Source organism: Lysinibacillus sp. GW823-FHT02G10 (assembly GCF_058797135.1).
Map to the genome: position 1 here is coordinate 618,777 of NZ_JBXAJI010000001.1, position 18,974 is coordinate 637,750.

At 39.3% G+C, this 18,974-nt stretch carries 15 protein-coding genes and 1 riboswitch; of the genes, 11 read left to right on the forward strand and 4 right to left on the reverse strand.

Translation table 11 applies throughout. The annotated features are described in order from the left end of the window. Positions 1-165: 165 nt before the first annotated feature. A riboswitch (SAM riboswitch) is annotated at positions 166-261 on the forward strand. A gap of 70 nt (positions 262-331) precedes the next feature. Further along, positions 332-487: a YezD family protein gene (locus AC1RFD_RS03075; RefSeq protein ID WP_004269393.1), complete on the forward strand. Its 156-nt coding sequence runs from the start codon at positions 332-334 to the stop codon at positions 485-487. Positions 488-577: 90 nt separating this feature from the next. On the opposite strand, the gene AC1RFD_RS03080 is transcribed toward AC1RFD_RS03075, so the two are convergent. Then, positions 578-1,063 (reverse strand): flavin reductase family protein, encoded by a 486-nt coding sequence (locus AC1RFD_RS03080; protein ID WP_048390098.1) that lies wholly within the window; start codon positions 1,061-1,063, stop codon positions 578-580. A 149-nt stretch (positions 1,064-1,212) separates the two neighbouring features. Between AC1RFD_RS03080 and AC1RFD_RS03085 the strand changes: the two genes are divergently transcribed. Then, positions 1,213-1,998, forward strand: a complete 786-nt coding sequence (locus AC1RFD_RS03085; RefSeq protein ID WP_492474482.1) for a VOC family protein — start codon at positions 1,213-1,215, stop codon at positions 1,996-1,998. A 370-nt stretch (positions 1,999-2,368) separates the two neighbouring features. Here AC1RFD_RS03085 and AC1RFD_RS03090 read toward each other — a convergent pair whose 3' ends face one another. Next, positions 2,369-2,647: an amphi-Trp domain-containing protein gene (locus AC1RFD_RS03090; protein ID WP_048390101.1), complete on the reverse strand. Its 279-nt coding sequence runs from the start codon at positions 2,645-2,647 to the stop codon at positions 2,369-2,371. Positions 2,648-2,792: 145 nt separating this feature from the next. Next, positions 2,793-2,993, reverse strand: a complete 201-nt coding sequence (locus AC1RFD_RS03095; protein WP_004269397.1) for a cold-shock protein — start codon at positions 2,991-2,993, stop codon at positions 2,793-2,795. A gap of 213 nt (positions 2,994-3,206) precedes the next feature. On the opposite strand from AC1RFD_RS03095, the gene AC1RFD_RS03100 reads away from it, so the two are divergent. The 7 genes from AC1RFD_RS03100 (at position 3,207) to AC1RFD_RS03130 (ending at position 13,794) form a co-directional block, all read left to right on the forward strand. Beyond that, positions 3,207-4,886, forward strand: a complete 1,680-nt coding sequence (locus tag AC1RFD_RS03100; RefSeq protein ID WP_492474483.1) for a formate--tetrahydrofolate ligase — start codon at positions 3,207-3,209, stop codon at positions 4,884-4,886. Positions 4,887-5,336: 450 nt separating this feature from the next. Further along, entirely contained in the window at positions 5,337-7,373 is a 2,037-nt protein-coding gene (locus AC1RFD_RS03105) for a hydantoinase/oxoprolinase family protein (protein ID WP_103117789.1), read from the forward strand. A 3-nt stretch (positions 7,374-7,376) separates the two neighbouring features. Then, on the forward strand, positions 7,377-9,056 hold the full coding sequence (locus AC1RFD_RS03110; RefSeq protein ID WP_492474484.1) for a hydantoinase B/oxoprolinase family protein: 1,680 nt from the start codon (positions 7,377-7,379) through the stop codon (positions 9,054-9,056). A gap of 12 nt (positions 9,057-9,068) precedes the next feature. Next, positions 9,069-9,821 (forward strand): IclR family transcriptional regulator, encoded by a 753-nt coding sequence (locus AC1RFD_RS03115; protein ID WP_054550817.1) that lies wholly within the window; start codon positions 9,069-9,071, stop codon positions 9,819-9,821. Positions 9,822-9,843: 22 nt separating this feature from the next. Next, entirely contained in the window at positions 9,844-11,418 is a 1,575-nt protein-coding gene (locus tag AC1RFD_RS03120; RefSeq protein ID WP_048390111.1) for an OPT/YSL family transporter, read from the forward strand. 16 nt (positions 11,419-11,434) lie between these two features. Then, complete coding sequence (locus tag AC1RFD_RS03125; protein ID WP_436455860.1) at positions 11,435-12,478, forward strand: S-methyl thiohydantoin desulfurase domain-containing protein; 1,044 nt, start codon at positions 11,435-11,437, stop codon at positions 12,476-12,478. Between the two features lie 701 nt (positions 12,479-13,179). After that, positions 13,180-13,794, forward strand: coding sequence for an HD domain-containing protein (locus AC1RFD_RS03130; RefSeq protein WP_288582728.1), 615 nt, complete (start codon positions 13,180-13,182; stop codon positions 13,792-13,794). 186 nt (positions 13,795-13,980) lie between these two features. Here AC1RFD_RS03130 and AC1RFD_RS03135 read toward each other — a convergent pair whose 3' ends face one another. After that, positions 13,981-15,387 (reverse strand): pyridoxal phosphate-dependent decarboxylase family protein, encoded by a 1,407-nt coding sequence (locus tag AC1RFD_RS03135; RefSeq protein WP_492474485.1) that lies wholly within the window; start codon positions 15,385-15,387, stop codon positions 13,981-13,983. A gap of 101 nt (positions 15,388-15,488) precedes the next feature. Here AC1RFD_RS03135 and pdxR point away from each other — a divergent pair, with 101 nt between their 5' ends. Together pdxR and AC1RFD_RS03145 are read left to right on the forward strand one after the other, a co-directional pair. Next, on the forward strand, positions 15,489-16,952 hold the full coding sequence (gene pdxR / locus AC1RFD_RS03140; protein WP_492474486.1) for a MocR-like pyridoxine biosynthesis transcription factor PdxR: 1,464 nt from the start codon (positions 15,489-15,491) through the stop codon (positions 16,950-16,952). Between the two features lie 124 nt (positions 16,953-17,076). Next, positions 17,077-18,963 carry an ABC-F family ATP-binding cassette domain-containing protein gene (locus AC1RFD_RS03145; RefSeq protein ID WP_492474487.1) on the forward strand — a complete coding sequence of 629 codons (1,887 nt, stop codon included), beginning with the start codon at positions 17,077-17,079 and terminating at the stop codon, positions 18,961-18,963. Positions 18,964-18,974: the final 11 nt, after the last annotated feature.

The window sequence follows — 18,974 nt, forward strand, 5'->3', positions numbered from 1 at the left end:
TAATGGATTGCCATCTATTTCTCACTGACTAGGCATAAAATACTTTAGGTTTAGGGAGTCTTTTAATCTAAACGACATATTGCATAGTATTCAACTAGGTTTTCTAATATTTTGTATTGACATTCCTATAGCAGAATTATAGAATTATTTTCAAGAAACGCAGTACTCTTATCAAGAGAGGTGGAGGGACTTGGCCCAATGAAGCCTCGGCAACCGAACAACAGGTGCCAAATCCAACAGATGGTGTCTGAGAGATAGGAGGGGCTATCAATCAGTTTGATGCGTTGGCCTCTTTATGAACAATAAGGATAAAAAAGAAGGGGTGTATCGTATGGCTCAGTCAGTAAAAGTAGATGATAAGAAACTAGAGGCAATTGCGAAGGCGATTCAAAATCTTGAATTTGGTGAAGTGCATATTACGATTCAAGATGGTGTGATTGTGCAAATTAATAGGCTTGAAAAGCAGAGATTTCCGCAGAAAAAATAACAATGATTTCAGTAGAACTTATGTCAAACGGCCACCTATAAGCATGAAGGATTTCCTGTGCTTACAAGTGGCCCTTTTTTTGTGTAAAGACTAGCTATAAAAGCTTTTTGGTATGGGACCGATATGACGGCGATGATAAAGCAAAGGCTCTTTTTGAGCATTTGTAATGTCTACGACCTGCCCAATAAAAATGGTATGGTCGCCAGCATCGATTTGCTGAAATGTTTTACATTGTAAATTAGCTGCTGTATCATGTAAAATCGGTAGTCCTAAAGAGGAAGTTGACCATTTTGCTTGTGCAAAGCGATCAGGGATTTTACTGGCAAATAGTGTACATAAATGCTCTTGATCACTCGCTAAAATATTGACCGCAAAATTTGGCGCAGTCGTGAAATAAGGATGGAGCTGAGATTTTTTATCGAGTGACCACAAAATAAGGAGCGGGTCGATTGAAACAGATGCAAAGGAATTGACGGTTAAGCCAATCGGTTTTGTGTCATGACATGTCGTGACAACTGTTACGCCTGTAGGATAATTACCTAATGCCAATTTAAAAGCAGCTACTAAATCTGTCATTCAAATCACCTCTTTATGAAATTAGTGAACGGAGTTTGTAGGTAAACGAAACTTTTTTTCATATCCTACTAGTAACTCCTTTTCTTGAGTAAATTTTAAACTAATCAAACATACAGGTAAAGGTAATGGGGAAAGAAAGGGGAATGGCCATGACTTTATATTTTGATCATTTGGTTCATCAAGTGGAATCACCAGAAAATATAAAGGTTTTCTTCAATAAACGAAATGTCCATACAGTGAATGGTGGGCAGCACACGATGTGGGGGACTTATAATACGTTAAGCTACTTTGGCTTAAGCTATATTGAACAAATTGCTATCTATGATCGTGATTTATTTGAGCAAGCGGCACAATACCCATATTCCCTACATTATACGTTTAAACGTGATCAAGAGCGCCAGGGATTTTCTCGAATTGCTCTGCGCACAAAAAATATTGAGGAAGAGGGTCGACGCTTGCGAGCATTGGGCTATGAAGTATATGGACCAGATGCATGTAGCAGAACAAGACCAGATGGCACTGTGGTAGAATGGAAGCTACTGCATTTTGGTAAGCCAGATCTGCCAATTGATTTTCCATTTTTGATTGAATGGGCGGAGGAAGATGAAGAACGTTTGGTTCAATTAAAGGCAAGTGGTGCCATTGATGTCAAACAGGCTATAACGATGGAATCCGTCCAATTCTACGTCAAGGACATGCAGGCAACAGTTAAGCTGTGGCAAGAGGTGTTACAGCTACCAGTGCCTACGCAATATGAGCAGTATTTGTCACTACAGCTACCGAATATGCGCTTAGATTTCTATGAGGAAGAGAGCGCGATGACAATTACACTTGGTCATGTCAAAGAGGGACCATTTGGTGTGACATTAAAGGATCCTAAACGAACAAAGGAAACTTTAGTTTGCCCTGGTGCTTTTTATTGGATAAATCGATAAGGAGAAAAGGCTGGGCCATAACTAACTGGGACCTTCATTAAGCCGAATAATCTTTAAATTAACAAACATGATAACTAGAAAAACCGAACTATTCCGAAACACTTCGTAAGCGTTTTAGTGGATAGCTCGGTATTTTTATGGGCTGAAACAATTTTGCTCCCGCCTTTTTACATAAGTATTGAAAAACAAAACCATCAATAGAATTTCTGATGCTGGCTACTTGCTTTCTTGTGGATTTAGCGTTACAGAGGAGACCCTGGAGCGAAATCACCCCCTCACCTTGCTAAAATTTTAGCTAGTGACATGATCTTTAATTCAACAATATGGAAAAATCCACTTCATCAAAAAAGTGGATTTTCGTTGCCAATTATTATTCAATTGTCATTTTTTTCGGTGTTTCTGTACCTGTATACCAATCAAATTCAATTTCAAATGAATGCTTGTCGCCCTTTTTTGTATAGGAGTATTCGATTTTGAGCTGTTCACTTGGGCTGACAACTGTTGGCTCTGTGTCTTGAACAAAAGTGAATTCACCATTTTCTTTAAGCTTTTTTGCAATCGTTTCCAGTGTTGCTGCAAATTCTGCTACACTTTGTCGTTCTTTATGCTTCAAAATAACTTCAGTCATGGGTTTATTTTGTTTTTGCATCGAAATCCCTCCTTACGTTTTGTTACTTCTATTATAACATGGAGGGGGCATTCAGCTTATAAAACAATACAAAAAGCGGATGAAGGAAACGATGCATTTCCTAATCCGCTGCTAATCTGGAACTACACGGATAGTCCCATTACGCTTATAGTTTTACAACATTTGATGCTTGGGGTCCACGATTGCCTTCCACAACATCAAATGAAACCTTTTGACCTTCTTCAAGTGTACGGAAGCCTTCCTCCTGGATGCCCGTAAAATGAACAAATACATCTTCGCCATCATCACATTCAATAAAGCCATAACCTTTTTCATTATTGAACCACTTTACGATCCCCTGTTGCATAAGCATTCGCCTCCAATGCGCTTGAATGTAAAATAAAGTTAAATAAATGGTGCACTCATTGAGAAAATGTGAAAAAATTGCATTTTCTCTTAGAACATACAGGAATTGAACAAATAAGTCAATTGATTGACGAAATGCTTGCATATCTGGCTTTCTTTTTTTTCACAATTAAGACTATAATGGAAATGAACAACATAGAAAGTAGGATGCCAAATGACAACGAAAAATCAACCATTATCAGATTTAGAAATCGCTAGTCAAGCAGTGATCAAACCTATTACGGAAATTGCCAATGCTGCGGGTATTCCAGAGGATGCTCTTGAGCAGTATGGACGCTACAAAGCAAAGATCGACCCATTAAAAATTACTGCTCAGGGCGAGGATGCAAAGGTAGTATTAGTATCAGCTATAAGTCCAACCCCAGCTGGTGAAGGAAAGTCGACTGTGACTGTTGGACTAGCAGATGCCCTTCATCAATTAGATAAGAAGGTGATGGTCGCATTACGTGAACCATCATTAGGTCCAGTCATGGGCGTAAAAGGTGGCGCAACTGGCGGAGGTTACGCACAAGTTATACCAATGGAGGATATTAATTTACATTTTACTGGCGACCTTCATGCGATTACAACAGCTAACAATGCTTTATCCGCATTTATTGATAATCATATCCACCAAGGAAATACACTTAACATTGATCCACGACGCATTATTTGGAAGCGTGTCATGGACTTAAATGATCGTGCCCTTCGTAAGGTAGTGGTGGGATTAGGTGGTCCTGTTCAAGGCATGCCGCGCGAGGACGGCTTTGATATAACGGTTGCCTCTGAAATTATGGCGGTATTCTGTTTAGCAACAAGCATTGAGGATTTACGTGAGCGTATCGCTAGTATCGTGATTGGCTATACTTTCGAGCGTGAGCCTGTCTTTGTGCGTGATTTACAGGTAGAGGGTGCCTTAACACTATTATTAAAAGATGCCTTCAAGCCAAACCTAGTTCAAACATTAGAGGGAACACCTGCTATTATCCATGGTGGTCCATTTGCGAATATTGCCCACGGCTGTAATTCTATTATGGCGACACAAACCGCTCGTAAGCTAGTTGATATTGTGGTGACAGAAGCGGGCTTCGGCTCTGATTTAGGTGCTGAAAAATTCATGAACATTAAAGCTCGTAAGGGAGGCTTTAAACCAAGCGCAGTTGTCATTGTAGCGACAATTCGTGCATTAAAAATGCATGGTGGTGTACCGAAAACAGCGCTTGTAGGTGAAAATGTGGAAGCACTCCTACAAGGAATTGAAAACTTAGCTAAACATGTAGATACAGTTCGTACATTTGGCGTTGAACCAATTATTGCCTTAAATCGTTTTATCACGGACACAGAGGCTGAACTAGAAGCCGTTCTGAACTGGTGTCAAGAAAATCATGTTCGCATTGCCCGTACGAATGTCTGGGAAGAGGGCGGTAAAGGTGGTCTAGCCTTAGCTGAGCAAGTACTAGCTGTGCTAGAGGAAGAAAACAACTTCTCTCCTTTATATGATGTAACAGAGTCAATTGAAGAAAAGGTACGTACGATTGTGCAAAAGGTATATGGCGGGAAAGATGTACAATTTACAGACCAAGCCAAAAAACAAATTGCCCAAATCGAAAAATTTGGTTGGGACTCCCTTCCAATTTGTATGGCGAAAACCCAGTATTCTTTATCAGACCAACCAAGTTTACTTGGTCGTCCAGAAGGCTTTACCATCACAATTCGCGAAGTTATTCCAAAGCTTGGTGCAGGCTTCTTAGTTTGTCTAACTGGCGATATTATGACAATGCCAGGACTTCCAAAAGCACCAGCTGCGCTACGCATGAATGTCGATAACGAAGGACATGCGGTAGGATTGTTTTAACAGAATATTAAAAGCTGCCTACTTAAATGGGCAGCTTTTTTATTGATAATGGGTAAACATGGTTTGTAGGAGGTGACCCAATTCATCGTCTATCTACAATGCAAATATGGTATAAAAGTAAAATTTCGGATGATTCCTTCATCCACCTCTTGAGTAAAAATTCATAAAAATTAATTTTTTTAAAACGATTTTAAGATTCTAGTGAAAACTAGGATCTTTTTTATGTTGCACAAAAATCACGAGAACCTTCCTTATATAAATGTGTTTGGTATTTTTTATCAATAGTTCTCTGATATTGGAAAGATAGAGCGGGTTTTTACAACGAAGGACAATTGTCAAATGAATTTTTATTTAAAAAATACATTGAATTTTCTTTTTCTTTTAAATATAATTTATTTAATTCTAATTCGGAACACTGTACCGATAATAGGAACACGGAGGGATGAAGTCTTGAAAATCGCAACAGATATTGGCGGTACTTTTACTGACCTAGTTTTCACAGATGAAAAAGGAAATCTTCATTTTGATAAGGGACATACGACACCTGGTCACTTTGAGGATGGCATATTAAATGTATTAGGACGACATGTAACGGAAGATTCTTTCATTGAATCATTTATTCATGGATCGACGGTTATCATCAATACATTAACGGAAAGAAAAGGGGGCGTAGTTGGGTTAATTACAACAAAGGGTTTCCGTGATGTTATAGAAATTGCTCGTGGAAATCGACCAGACTTATATAACTTTAAATATAAAAAGCCAGAACCATTTGTAGAGCGTTATTTACGTCAAGAAATTGATGAGCGAATTGATTTTAAAGGAAATATTATGAAAGCGCTTAATACCGAGGAAGTTGACGAGATCGTTTATAAATTTAAGGAATTAGGTGTTGAGGCGATTGCCATTTCCTTAATACACGGCTATAAAAATCCAATTCATGAACAACAGTTAAAAGAAGCCATTTTAAAAATTTGGCCGGAAGTATATATCACACTTTCAAGTGAAACGATTAAAGAATACCGTGAGTATGAAAGAACAAACACAACAGTCCTAAATTCTTATGTAAAGCCAATTGCACATGCCTACTTAAAAAGCCTAAAAGAGAAATTAAGCACAATTGGCATTACAGACCATTTAAAAATTATGCAATCGAATGGCGGAACTACAAGCTTTGATAAAGCAATGGAGCTACCAATCAACCTCGTTGAATCTGGACCTGTAGCAGGGATGTTTGGGGCAGCTAAATTAGGCCAACTTTTAAATGAATCGAATATCATAGCTTTTGATGTTGGTGGGACGACAGCAAAATGTTCGCTTATTACAGATGGCAAAGTCAATGTCACAACAGATTACTATATTGAAAGAAATGAAAAATTTGCGGGCTATCCAATTAAAACACCTGTAGTGGATATTGTGGAAATCGGAAATGGTGGTGGCTCTATCGCACGTGTAGATCAGTTTGGCTCATTAAAGGTTGGACCAGATTCTGCTGGGGCAAAGCCAGGGCCTGTAGCATATGGCTTAGGGAATACACAGCCAACAATTACAGATGCCAATGTTTATTTAGGAAGATTATCCTTAGAAAACTTTGATAACCCAGTATCCATTGACAAAGTGGAGGAGGCTCTTGTTGAAGCAATTGCGAAACCATTTAATGTGTCAGCAGAAGAAGCAGCACAGGGTATTTTAGATATTGCAAACTCCAATATGTTAAATGCACTGAAGCTGATCTCTATTCGTAAAGGCTATGATCCTGAAGACTTTACAATGGTGGCATTTGGTGGTGGTGGTCCACTACATGCGATTAATTTAGCAGAAGAGCTTGGTATGAAAAAAGTCATTATTCCTTATGGCTCATCCGTCTTCTCAGCATTAGGAATGATGATGACCGAATATCGACAAGATTACATTCAAACAAGTTTAATGAACTTTGACAAAGACCATCTTGCGGCTATTCAAGAAAATATTGATCAAGTCATTGCTAATGCCTATGCAGATGCACCATTATCAAAGGATCATTATTATTTTGAAATTAATTATGATTTACGCTACAAAGGTCAAGAGCATGCCGTTAAATTAAATGCATCAGCTATTACGCTTGATGAAGAGGGGCTACTTGCATTAGCAGAAGCCTTCCATATCAAACATAAACAAGAGTTTTCTTTTGATTTACCAGCTACACCAATTGAGTTAGTCAACTTACATCTTACAATCTACGGGAAAGATGAGGCGGTTCAATTTAAAGAGCTAGACTTCTCTCATATCGACAATTCTACATGTATCAAGGCACAACGCAATTTATATGTGAAGGGAACGGGTTGGGTAGAGGTCAATGTCTATGACCAACAAAAATTAGTACCTGGCTATGTCATTACAGGTCCTGCAATTGTGGAAAATCCAACATCTACGGTCGTAATCAATAATAATCAATCAATTGAAATTGATAAATACGGCAATTTGATAGTAGAGATGGAGGGGAAATAAAACATGAAAAAAGATGTTTTTGCAGTAGAAATTATTCAAGATTCATTGCTAGCTATAGGCGATGAGATGTTTATAGCTCTAGCACGCTCTTCTATGAGTCCAGTAATCTATGAAGTATTAGACTATGCTTGTGGTTTAACAGATGCCAAGGGTAATTTAATTAGTCAAGGAAACGGTGTAACGAGCTTTATTGGGATGTTAAGTCCAATGGTACAGCGTGTAATAGAGAAGTTTGATAATGGGAAAAAACTGCATGAAGGTGATGTCATTATTATCAATGACCCTTATGTTGGAGGTGGCTCGCATTTATCGGATGTGGGCTTAGTTCTCCCAATTTTCTACAACGGTGAAATTATTGCGTACTCTGCCAATAAAGCACACTGGACAGAGGTAGGGGGCATGGACCCTGGTTCGTTTACAAGTAATTCTAATGAAATCTATCAGGAAGGTTTACAGCTACCAGGTGTCAAACTTTATCATCAAGGTGAGTTGAACGATGCAGTCTATGAAATCATTTCTACGAATGTTCGTTTACCAGAGCTTTCAATCGGTGATATGTTTGCACAAGTAGCCGCCTTAAAAACAGGTGAAAAACGAATCGCAGAGCTTTGTCAGAAGTTTGGTGCGGAATCGGTGAAATTGTCCATTCAAAAATTATTGGACAAGGGTGAGAAAATTGTAGAGTATGAGCTTCAACACCTACCTAAAGGTGAATTTTATGCGGAGGACTTTATTGAAGGGGACCCATTAAAGGGTGGACCTTATCCAATAAAAGTGAAAGTCACAATTAGTGATGAGGCGTTTATTTGTGACTTTAGAGGCTCACATCCTGCAGTCAATGTGCCAATGAACTGTTCTCAGTTTGGTTTAATGGCAAGTGTGCGCGTTATGTTCCTAGCATTACTTGGCGATATTGACGTAATTAACGAAGGTGTCTTTAAACGCTTAACGATTATCACAGATGACAATTCGATTGTTTCAGCTAAACGCCCACATCCTGTGTCTATGAATTTTGAGGCACGTATTGGGGCAGCTGATCTAATTTGGAAAGCTCTTGCGCCGCATTTACCAGAACGCTTATCGGCAGGGCATTTACAATCTGTTTGTACGTTTATTCTCACTGGGAAAAATCCTGAAAATGATGAGTCATTCCTAATTGTTGAGCCATCTGTTGGTGGCTGGGGAGCGGCGAATGATGAGGATGGGCAAAGCGGGCAATACTGTATGGGAGATGGTGAAACATATAATCTTCCAGTTGAAATTGCAGAAACAAAATACGGTATTCAAATTGATGAATATAGCTTAAATTGTGACGGTGCTGGTGCTGGTCAATTTAGAGGTGGCTTAGGTGTTCGTCGCGTTTATACAGTCAATCATGATGGTCAAAGGGTTTCTGTGAACTTAGGTAGACATCAATTCGCGCCATTCGGCTTAAATGGTGGAGGAGAAGGCTCTCACAACTATTTAATCATTCATAAAAAGGATGGAACGAAAATTGGACCAGTGGGCGTACTTGCCAATTATGAATTGCAAAAAGGCGACCGTATTGAGCTTGTGACTGCTACTGGTGGTGGTTATGGTCCTCCACACGAACGAAGCTCAGAGGCCATTGAACGTGATCTATTAAATGAATATATTTCTGTAGATGTAGCGAAAGAGCGATACGGTTATCAAAACGCTTAAAGGGAGAAATAGATGACTGTCAAGACATTAAAAAACTCATTGGATATACTAGAATGCTTTGCAACGACAGAAAATGCATTAGGTGTTCGTGAAATTTCACGCATGATGAAACTGCCGACAAGTGTCGTGCAAAGAACCATTAATACATTTACAGAAGCGGGTTATTTAATACAGGATGAACACACGAAAAAATATAAATTAGGTTATAAAATGTACCTTTTTTATGATGTGTTATCGAATTCAAAAGACCCTCACTCGACCATTTATGAATTGATGCAAAATCTTGCCAGTGAAATCAATGAATCAGTATTTCTTACTTATATGGACAATGAATACGGTGTCACAACGAAAATAGCCGAAAGCAATAAAAATGTAAAGTATGCGGTGTCTTTAGGAACAAAGACACCCCTTTACATCGGTGCTTCCTGTAAGGTCATGTTTGCTTATTTAGACGAGGACAGGCAACTGGAATTAATGGCCTTCTTTCATGAGGAACAATCGAAGGAAGAGCAGGTTTCTTTCCTAGCGTCATTAAAGGAAGAGCTGCAACAAATTCGCCAAAACAACTGGTGTGTTACCATCGGGGAGTATAATGAACATGCATTTGGCATTAGTGTACCGTTATTTAACTATAAAAAGGAAATCACTGCATCTCTTACAATTTCTGGGTTAGTATATGATTTAGATGATCAAAGGGAGAAAAATATGCTTGAACAGTTAGTGAAAGTAGCTCAGCAAATACAATCACACATTTCAAAATTATAACAACAATAGGGGAGCTGACACTATGAATAATAAAGTATTACATCCAAGGGCTTTAGAGCCTGTAACTCTACTAATGATCGTCTTAACATCTGTTGTGGGGGCAATTATTGGGATACAGCTAATTACGACTTTAGGGATTTCTGCCAATACATCAATCGTTGGGGCAATATTTGCGATGATTCTTGGAAGAATACCGATTGGCAAGCTAATTGCCTTTAAATCTGTACACAGACAAAATATTATTCAAACTGCCATTTCGGCAGCAACGTTCAGTGCAGCAAGTAGTTTAATGTTGCCAATTGGTATTCCATATGTATTAGGCTATGAAAATTTAGTATTACCATTGTTTATCGGTGTTATTTTAGCGATGTTTGTTGATGCTCTATTATTATATAAATTTTTCGATACAAAGATTTTCCCAGCAGCAGGTACTTGGCCACCAGGGATTGCAACAGCTGAAGCCATTAAGGCGGGCGATAAAGGCGGTAAGAATGCAAAGGTATTAATTGGTGGTGTGTTAATTGGTATCGTGGGATCTGTTTTGAAAATTCCAATGTCAGCTTTTGGGGTAGCGTTCATCGGTAATATTTGGGCACTGACGATGTTTGGGATTGGGCTTTTATTAAGAGGCTATTCTGTTCAATTATTTAATGTTGACTTAAATGCTTACTATATTCCACATGGCGTTATGATTGGTGCTGGGATTGTAGCACTTTTCCAAGTAGCTTTTGCCTTATTGAATAAAAAGTCGGCTAAAAAGTCAGAAGAGTTAAGCTATTCAAAAGATGCAAAAGAAATTCGACAAGCATTTGGTGTTGGGTTTATAGCATATTTAGCCATTGCTCTATTAATCGCTATTTTAGGCGGTATTATTTCACACATGTCTTTCGGTATGTTAATAGGATTCATCATCTTTGCAACGATTGCTGCATTTGTCCATGAGCTAATTGTAGGTATCGCAGCGATGCATGCGGGTTGGTTCCCTGCATTTGCAGTGGCATTTATTACACTGATTGTTGGTATTTTAATTGGTTTCCCAGCTCCAGCACTTGCATTACTAGCAGGGTATAGTGCTGCTACAGGGGTAGCATTTGCGGATATGGGCTATGACTTAAAAACTGGTTTCATTTTACGTGGTAATGGTAGTGATGTTGCATTAGAAAAAGAAGGTCGCAAGCAACAATTGATTGCTGGTATGCTAGCTTTTGCAATTTCCGCAGTTGTAGTATTGCTATCCTATAAATCTTATTTTGCACAGGATTTAGTAGCACCTGTTAACCATGTGTATGCAGCAACAATTCAATCAGGCGTTACAGGCGATGTAGCGAAACAATTAATGATTTGGGCGATTCCAGGTGCATTAATTCAGCTAATTGGTGGTTCAAAACGTCAAATGGGTATCTTATTCGCAACAGGTTTATTACTTGTCAATCCAATTGCTGGCTGGGCTGTATTAGTTGGTATCATACTTCGTGTTATTTTCACATATGTGACGAAAGGTAAGAGAGAATCTGAAATGACGGTCTTTGCAGCAGGTGTCATCGCTGGAGATGCGCTATATAGCTTCTTCTCTTCCATTCTAAAAATAGGGAAATAGAAAGGAGTCATGCTGAATGGCGAAAGGATTATCGTATGAGGATGGGATTGCTGCCGTTTATGGAGGAGCAATCCTTGGCGGAGGCGGCGGTGGTCTCCTAGAGGAAGGACTCAAGCTAGTGGAGGAAATCTTTGCAGCAGGCGAGCCTCAAATCGTGGATATTACCGAATTAGACCAAGAAGATTTAGTTGCCTGTGTGGCAATGGTAGGTGCGCCATCAGCGGCCGATCAATACATTTCAAATGAACAGCTTTGTTGGAGCTATCGTAGTATGAACAACTATATCAATCAACGTCTAAAGGGCATCATTACAAATGAAAATGGTGCCATCACGACGATCAATGGCTGGTTGCAGTCAGTCTTATTACATGTACCTGTTGTGGATGCTCCCTGTAATGGACGAGCACATCCAACGGGAATCATGGGTTCTTTAAATCTCCATGAACAACAAGAATATCAATCCGTACAATTTTATGCAGGAGGAAAAGGTGACTTCGCCGTCCAAGGCTTTGTGGAAGGGAATTTACACAGCACCGCAAAGACAGCACGCCAAGCTTCTATTTTAGCAGGCGGGCTAGTCGGGGTCACTCGAAATCCTGTGACGATTGACTATTTACAAAAACATGGCGCACCAAATGCGATTACCATGGCTATAGAGCTTGGCTATTGCTTCTTAAATGGGCAAACCTTTGAAGAAAAGCTAGCCCATGTGTTGCAGTATTTGAATGGTGTGCACATCGTATCAGGCGCTGTCACAAATTATTCGTTAACAAAGGAAAATGGCTTCGATGTAGGGGAATTATCAGTGGGTGATTACCATCTGACGTTCTGGAATGAATATATGACATTATCGAAGGAAGGGCAGGTACAATCCAAATTCCCAGATCTCATCATGACGTTCGATACAGAGAAAATGATGCCAGTTCCAAGTGCAAGTATTGAAGAAGGAATGCATGTTGCAGTGATTCATGTAGACCAATCTAACTTAAAATTAAGTACAACCATGCAAAACGAAGCACTATTGCGGGAAATTGATGAAGTGATCAAAGGCGTTCTTTAAAGTAAGAAAATAAAACAGTAAAAGCTGCCATCATCTACTTGAATGTAAGATGGGCAGCTTTTATTTGTCCTTCAGCGGGATGGTAATACATTTTATCACAATCGTTCCTACTTCCTTTTTCACTTCATACATTGATGGCTTAAATGAATTTCTTACTGATTTGCACAACTCATCGAACGTGGTATTCACAAGCTGTATGCAATTATCGTGTACGATTTTCATTAAAGGGAGGAGCTACGTTCATACATAATCAAGGTATTGACTAGAAGAAGGTAACAACCAGTAATGAAAAAACAATGCACTTCTGCTACAACTGGCGAAATCCTTTTGGTCATGCAACAAACTAACTTGTTGTTCACATTTTCGGCATGTACATTTGGCTATGCGGGTTAAACAAAGAATTTCTAAGGGAAAGTGTTCACTTTTATTTGTTTAGATGATAGGTTTTCAATACGCACGTCATCTTTTAAACAGGTTATTCAATTGTAAGCCCGCTGAAGTTAATGTTAAATCTGTTAAACACACAGCTGTTGTACATTGCTGAAAAATATGAGGTACAGAACAAATAGCTGTTCTGTACGTTTATCATACAATATTCTGAAAAATTAGTCAATTGAAATGGATTTGATTTTTAATTTTTCTAGATTACCTCTTATGTAATAAAATACAGTATAATTTTGTAGGAAAGGAATGAGTAGACTATGAATCATTTAATGAATAAAGTACGTGAAATATATGAGCAATTTGATGCTAGTCATGATTTTCAACATATTGAACGTGTCTATCAAAATGCATTAGCTATCCTACATAGCGAGCCAACAGCAGATGAAGAAGTTGTGAAAATAGCGGTACTTTTACATGATGTCAGTGACAAAAAGTATACCGATAGCAAGGAAAAGGAAGAACAGCTTATTGCGGAATTACCTGTTAGTGAGGGTAAAAAGCAGCATATTCGAGATTGCATTGCTCAAGTGTCATTTAATGGTGGGAATGAGCTAGAAGCAACATCATTGGAAGCAAAAATCGTCCGAGATGCAGATCGTTTAGATGCGATTGGTGCTATTGGCATTGCCAGAACATTTGCTTATGGTGGCGCAAAAGGTCGCAAGCTTTATGATAAGGAAGAAGAAGCACGCACAAATATGTCAGAGTCAGAATATCGTCAGAAAAATACCTCGTCTGTTACTCATTTTTATGAGAAATTATTACTGCTAAAAGATTTAATGGTGACGGAAAAGGGCAAGCAAATGGCACTTGAACGTCATCAATTTATGGAAAGCTTTTTAAAGCAACTCCAGCACGAAATCGGTCAATAGCACATAGCACAAAAACCGCCTTTTCAAATAGAAGGGCGGTTTTTGTGCTTCATTCGGGTATGGTCTTCGTACCACCAAAAGGATGTATGGTAAGCTAGTACTTTAGTTTTGTATTTACTATCAAATAGATTGGAGACGCACAAATGAGGAATCCTTCATCATGCTACTCCATTACCATTTAATAGCTTAGATGGATTCATTAAAATAGGAGGATATCGCTGTTGTTAATGCTTCCCAAATGATTGTCAGGTCTGCTTGGGAAGTACGCCAATTACTGAAAGCCGCGCGAATAGCTGGCATACCTTTGTAGACAGTTGGCGTCATGTATACTTTGCCTTGTTGATTTAAAGTTGTTAAAAATTGTTGGTTCATTTCAGCTGTCAGTGCCTCATGATTGACCGCGAAGCACACGATATTCAGTCGAACAGGTGCTAGCAATGTAAAGTAGGGACTGTCATCTATTTTTTGACCAAGCTGTTGTGCGAGTAATACATTTTCTTCTATTAATTGTTGGTAGCCCAATTTACCATAGGCCTGTAAAGAAAACCAAGCAGGTAGCGCACGAAAACGACGTGAATTTTCAGGTGTAAGATCACAGAAATCTGGATTTTCAAGGGAACTACCAAGATAGGCAGCATTATTTTGAAAAACGGTTGCTTGCAACGATTGATGACGGGTAAATTGCATAGCGGCATCATAAGGGACGTTCAGCCATTTATGTGCGTCAATTGTAATAGAATCTGCATAATTCATGCCCTCAACAAAGTGACGATACTTTGGTGAACAGGCTGCAAAGCCACCAAAGGCCGCATCGGTATGAAGCCAGAAAGGGTATCGCTTTTTTAGCTCGCCAATTGCTTGTAAATCATCAAAGTCAACCGTATTGACAGTTCCCGCATTTGCTACAACTATACAAGGTTCATGTAGGTTTTCTTCAAGAAACTGCTGTAATTTTGTGATGTCAATGGCTTCTCGCTGTTCTAGGCATAACATAGTATGAATAGAATTTCTTCCCATGCCAAGCATAGAAGTTGCTTTGATTATACTTGAGTGGGGCGTTCCGCTAACAATCTTTATTGGAGGGATACCATATAGACCATCCAGAGCAGTGTTTTTTCCATAGTATTGTGCAATCCATTCCCTTGCTTGAGCAAGTCCTACAAAATTAGCCATCGTAGCCCCACTGACAAATGTTCCTCGATAATCATCGCTTAATAGCAATAACTCCTTTAGCATGTCAATTGTCGCAAGCTCCATTGAACCTGCAATAGAGCCCTTAGAATGGGATAAATTTTGATCGTAAATACTTACTAACCAATCTCCGACAATCGAAGCAGGGGTAGATCCACCTGTGACAAAACCTAAGTATCTTGAGCCTACACTACTATTTAAGCCTTCAGCAAATTGCTTTGTAAAATATTGAAGTGTTGCCTGAGCACCCTCACCCACTTCTGGAAGTGTCGGAGTAGGAAGGCTAGGGGAATGGTTCGTTACAGCTCTATGCTCCAGATTAGTAAAAAAATTGGCTGCATGGTCAACTACATCCATTAAAAGCGTTTTTATTTTTTCCTGATCTTGCTTCATGTTCATCATGTGTCATCATTTCCCTTCATTTTAACTTAGCTATTTCTGCCTCTACACTATATAGTGATATATATAACAGTCAAATGAAGACTATAACAGTTGGAGGTCCAATGGAAATAAAGCTGAATCGTCAGTCTGATCAATCTTTAATTGATCAAATTTCAACTATCCTTGCAGAAAAAATAAGGTCAGAATTTTTACAGGAAGGGAGCCAATTACCTTCTATTCGGAGCTTTTCAAAAGAAAATCAAGTGAGCCCTGTCACGGTCAGTAAGGCATATGCCTTATTAGAAAGAAATGGTTATATTGAAGTGATACATGGCAAGGGGGCGTTTGTTCGAAACAAAGAACAAAGAAGCACAAATGAGAGCCGTAGTGATTATAATTGGCAACTAACCATTCCTGATTACATTCAACGTTCACAATCTATGTTAAATAAAAGAATGGAATATGCGATGAAATTCTCCAGTGCCACCATCCACCCTGGATTATTACCCTCTGTTTATTTGGTGAATGAAATTGTGGCGATATTACAGGCAGATCCTCAGATTGTGGCTCGTTATGGAACGGTACAGGGGGATGAAGATGCACGAAAGGCAATCCGAGACTATGTCAAAACATATAGTAATATTGCCACAACACCACAAGAAATTATTGTGACAAACGGTGTACAACAAGGTATAGATTTAGTGGCTAAAACATTTATTGGACCTGGAGATATTGTCATTACCGAAGCTCCTACATATACAGCAGCAATCGATGTCTTTAGAAATCGTGGGGCCCACATTATTCCCATACCAGTAGACGAGGAAGGAATGCAGACAGCTCTTCTAGCGACACTCTGCCTAAGCAAACAGCCAAAGCTTATCTATACAAATCCTACCTTCCATAATCCCACAGGCACAGTTTTAAGTGAAGCAAGAAGGAGAGAATTACTGGATCTTGCCCAACAATATGGCTTTCTTATTGTAGAGGACGATTCATGGAATGAAATTTATTTTGACGATAACCCACCACCACCACCTCTGAAAGCTTTAGATACAAGTGGTCATGTTATTTATTTAAAAGGCTTTAGTAAGACGTTGGCCCCAAGCTGTAGAATCGGCGCTATCCTTTCAAAAGGTACCGTTCATCAACGACTTTTATCTGCCAAATCCAGTGCCGATTCGGGTAACCCCTTATTAACACAAAAGGCACTGATTCCATTTTTACGTTCAGACCGAATGCATGCCCATTTAGAAAAACTGCGCATTGCACTTGAGATAAGAAGGGATCAAACGATTGCATTGTTGAATAAGCATGCACCAAAGGGCGTTATGTGGATCGAACCAAAAGGTGGACTTAATATTTGGGTGTCTTTACCTAGTAATGGCAATACGGATGAGCTGTTATGGAAGGCTCAACAAGACCAAATTACCTTTTTACCAAGCTCAGCTTGTTATCCAGGAGAGCCACAATATCACCATCTAAGAATTAGTTACTCTTATCCTGAACCCCACGACTTAACACAAGGAATCATCAAGCTTTGTCAGCTTATGGAATCCTATTTACAGGACATGCCACCAGTTCGTTGATAGTTTGTTGTTCTTTGTTTACCTGCGGTTTGATGTTATGATGAATAGTGGATATCAATAATCGTCTACATAAAAATCGTGTGGGCATGAACAATACCTAACATGAAAGAGATGGAATAGTGGAATGAGTCATTTAATTGTACAAAATTTAACCAAAACAGTGGGCGATAAAACGCTTTTTCAAAATATTGAATTTACCATTTATGAGGGAGAGCGTGCAGGCCTAATCGGTATAAATGGAACGGGAAAATCAACCCTGTTATCCATTTTAGCTGGGGACATGGAAGCGGATTCGATGACAGTAGATCGTCCGAATAAATACCGTGTCGCTTATTTACCACAGGAGCCTACATTTCAGGCAGGTGAAACAGTTTTACAAGCTGTCTTTTCAGGCGATTCGCCCATTTTACAGCTGAATCGTCAATATGAGGAAACGGTTGCTGCACTAGCAAGTAACCCAACATCCGAAAGTTTACAAAAGACGTTATTTAGTCTGCAACAGCGCATGGATGAAGAGCAGGCATGGGATGTCAATGCCCTTGCAAAGACGGCCTTAACAAAGCTTGGGATTGAAACTTTTGAAAAAGAGGTACTAACGCTATCAGGCGGTCAGCAAAAACGTGTTGCATTAGCGAAGGTGTTAATTGAACCAGCGGATCTTTACTTATTGGATGAGCCCACCAACCATTTAGATGTACAGTCTACAGAATGGCTTCAAGAGATGGTCTTACGATTAAAGGGTGCAGTGATTTTCATCACCCACGATCGTTATTTCTTAGATGAATTATCAACACATATTTACGAGTTAGCAAATCAAACCTTGTATCGTCATACAGGGAATTACGGTGATTATTTAGAGGCTCGAGCTATTCGTGAGGAGATGCAAGCTGCTTCTGCACAGAAGGATCGCAATCGTTATCGTTCAGAATTAAAATGGATACGTCGTGGTGCGAAGGCGCGTTCAACTAAGCAAAAGGCTCGTATTCAACGCTTTGAAAAGCTAGAAGAAAACCTAGAACGCAAAACAGAAGATGTTTCCTTGGATATGGGACTTGCGACAACACGTCTTGGACGTAAAGTGCTGGAGGCTGAGAAAATTTCGAAAGCCTTTGGCCAGCAAAAAATCCTTGAAAACTTCTCATTTCTACTACAGCAAGGTGATCGAATTGGCATTATCGGCGCGAACGGTGTAGGGAAATCAACTTTGTTGAACATGCTAGCAGGAGAGCTGACACCCGATCAAGGTGAAATTCTTGTTGGGTCAACGGTCAAGCTGGCACATTTCAAGCAAACATTGCCGAAAATGAATGAAAATGAGCGCATGATTGAATATATACGTGAGGCTTCAAATGATATTACCGATGCAGAGGGTGTCCGTTACTCAGCTGCTCAAATGCTGGAGCGCTTTTTATTCCCGTTGCATGCTCATGGTACTCCAATTGGAAAATTATCGGGCGGTGAGCGCAAGCGTCTTCATTTATTACGTTTATTGATGGAGCAACCAAACGTCTTATTATTGGACGAGCCAACCAATGATTTAGATATTGAAACATTAGGTGTGCTAGAGGATTTCATCGAGCATTTCCCAGGCGTGGTTATCACGATTTCCCATGATCGTTTCTTCCTCGACCGTATTGCGAAAAAGCTATGGATACTAGATGGTCAGGGACAAGTAGAGGAAACACTGGATCTATACAGTGAGTATCTGGAGAAACGTGAGCAGACAGCTACTGTCAAAGTAGAAACGCCAAAAGTAGAAAAACCAAAATCAGAAAAGCCAAAATCAGACAAAAAAAAGCTATCGTTTAAAGAGCAAAAAGAATGGGAAACGATTGCAGACGAGATAGAGAAAACAGAAACTGCTATTATGGAGACCGAAGAAGGAATCGCTAATGCAGGCTCAGATTTTACCAAGCTACAGGAATTAACAGCTAAGTTGGATGAGCTAAATGCACAGTATGAGCATCTAATTGAAAGATGGTCGTATTTAGATGAAATAGTTAACGGATAAGGAGCGATAGA

Excerpts from the sequence above, each read along its gene's own strand:
- AC1RFD_RS03095 (WP_004269397.1), bottom strand. The coding sequence starts at position 2,993 with ATGCAACAGGGGATCGTAAAGTGGTTCAATAATGAAAAAGGTTATGGC.
- AC1RFD_RS03120 (WP_048390111.1), top strand. The coding sequence starts at position 9,844 with ATGAATAATAAAGTATTACATCCAAGGGCTTTAGAGCCTGTAACTCTA.
- AC1RFD_RS03080 (WP_048390098.1), bottom strand. The coding sequence starts at position 1,063 with ATGACAGATTTAGTAGCTGCTTTTAAATTGGCATTAGGTAATTATCCT.
- AC1RFD_RS03075 (WP_004269393.1), top strand. The coding sequence starts at position 332 with ATGGCTCAGTCAGTAAAAGTAGATGATAAGAAACTAGAGGCAATTGCG.
- AC1RFD_RS03100 (WP_492474483.1), top strand. The coding sequence starts at position 3,207 with ATGACAACGAAAAATCAACCATTATCAGATTTAGAAATCGCTAGTCAA.
- AC1RFD_RS03110 (WP_492474484.1), top strand. The coding sequence starts at position 7,377 with ATGAAAAAAGATGTTTTTGCAGTAGAAATTATTCAAGATTCATTGCTA.
- AC1RFD_RS03115 (WP_054550817.1), top strand. The coding sequence starts at position 9,069 with ATGACTGTCAAGACATTAAAAAACTCATTGGATATACTAGAATGCTTT.
- AC1RFD_RS03125 (WP_436455860.1), top strand. The coding sequence starts at position 11,435 with ATGGCGAAAGGATTATCGTATGAGGATGGGATTGCTGCCGTTTATGGA.
- AC1RFD_RS03085 (WP_492474482.1), top strand. The coding sequence starts at position 1,213 with ATGACTTTATATTTTGATCATTTGGTTCATCAAGTGGAATCACCAGAA.
- AC1RFD_RS03130 (WP_288582728.1), top strand. The coding sequence starts at position 13,180 with ATGAATCATTTAATGAATAAAGTACGTGAAATATATGAGCAATTTGAT.
- AC1RFD_RS03135 (WP_492474485.1), bottom strand. The coding sequence starts at position 15,387 with ATGATGAACATGAAGCAAGATCAGGAAAAAATAAAAACGCTTTTAATG.
- AC1RFD_RS03090 (WP_048390101.1), bottom strand. The coding sequence starts at position 2,647 with ATGCAAAAACAAAATAAACCCATGACTGAAGTTATTTTGAAGCATAAA.
- pdxR (WP_492474486.1), top strand. The coding sequence starts at position 15,489 with ATGGAAATAAAGCTGAATCGTCAGTCTGATCAATCTTTAATTGATCAA.
- AC1RFD_RS03145 (WP_492474487.1), top strand. The coding sequence starts at position 17,077 with ATGAGTCATTTAATTGTACAAAATTTAACCAAAACAGTGGGCGATAAA.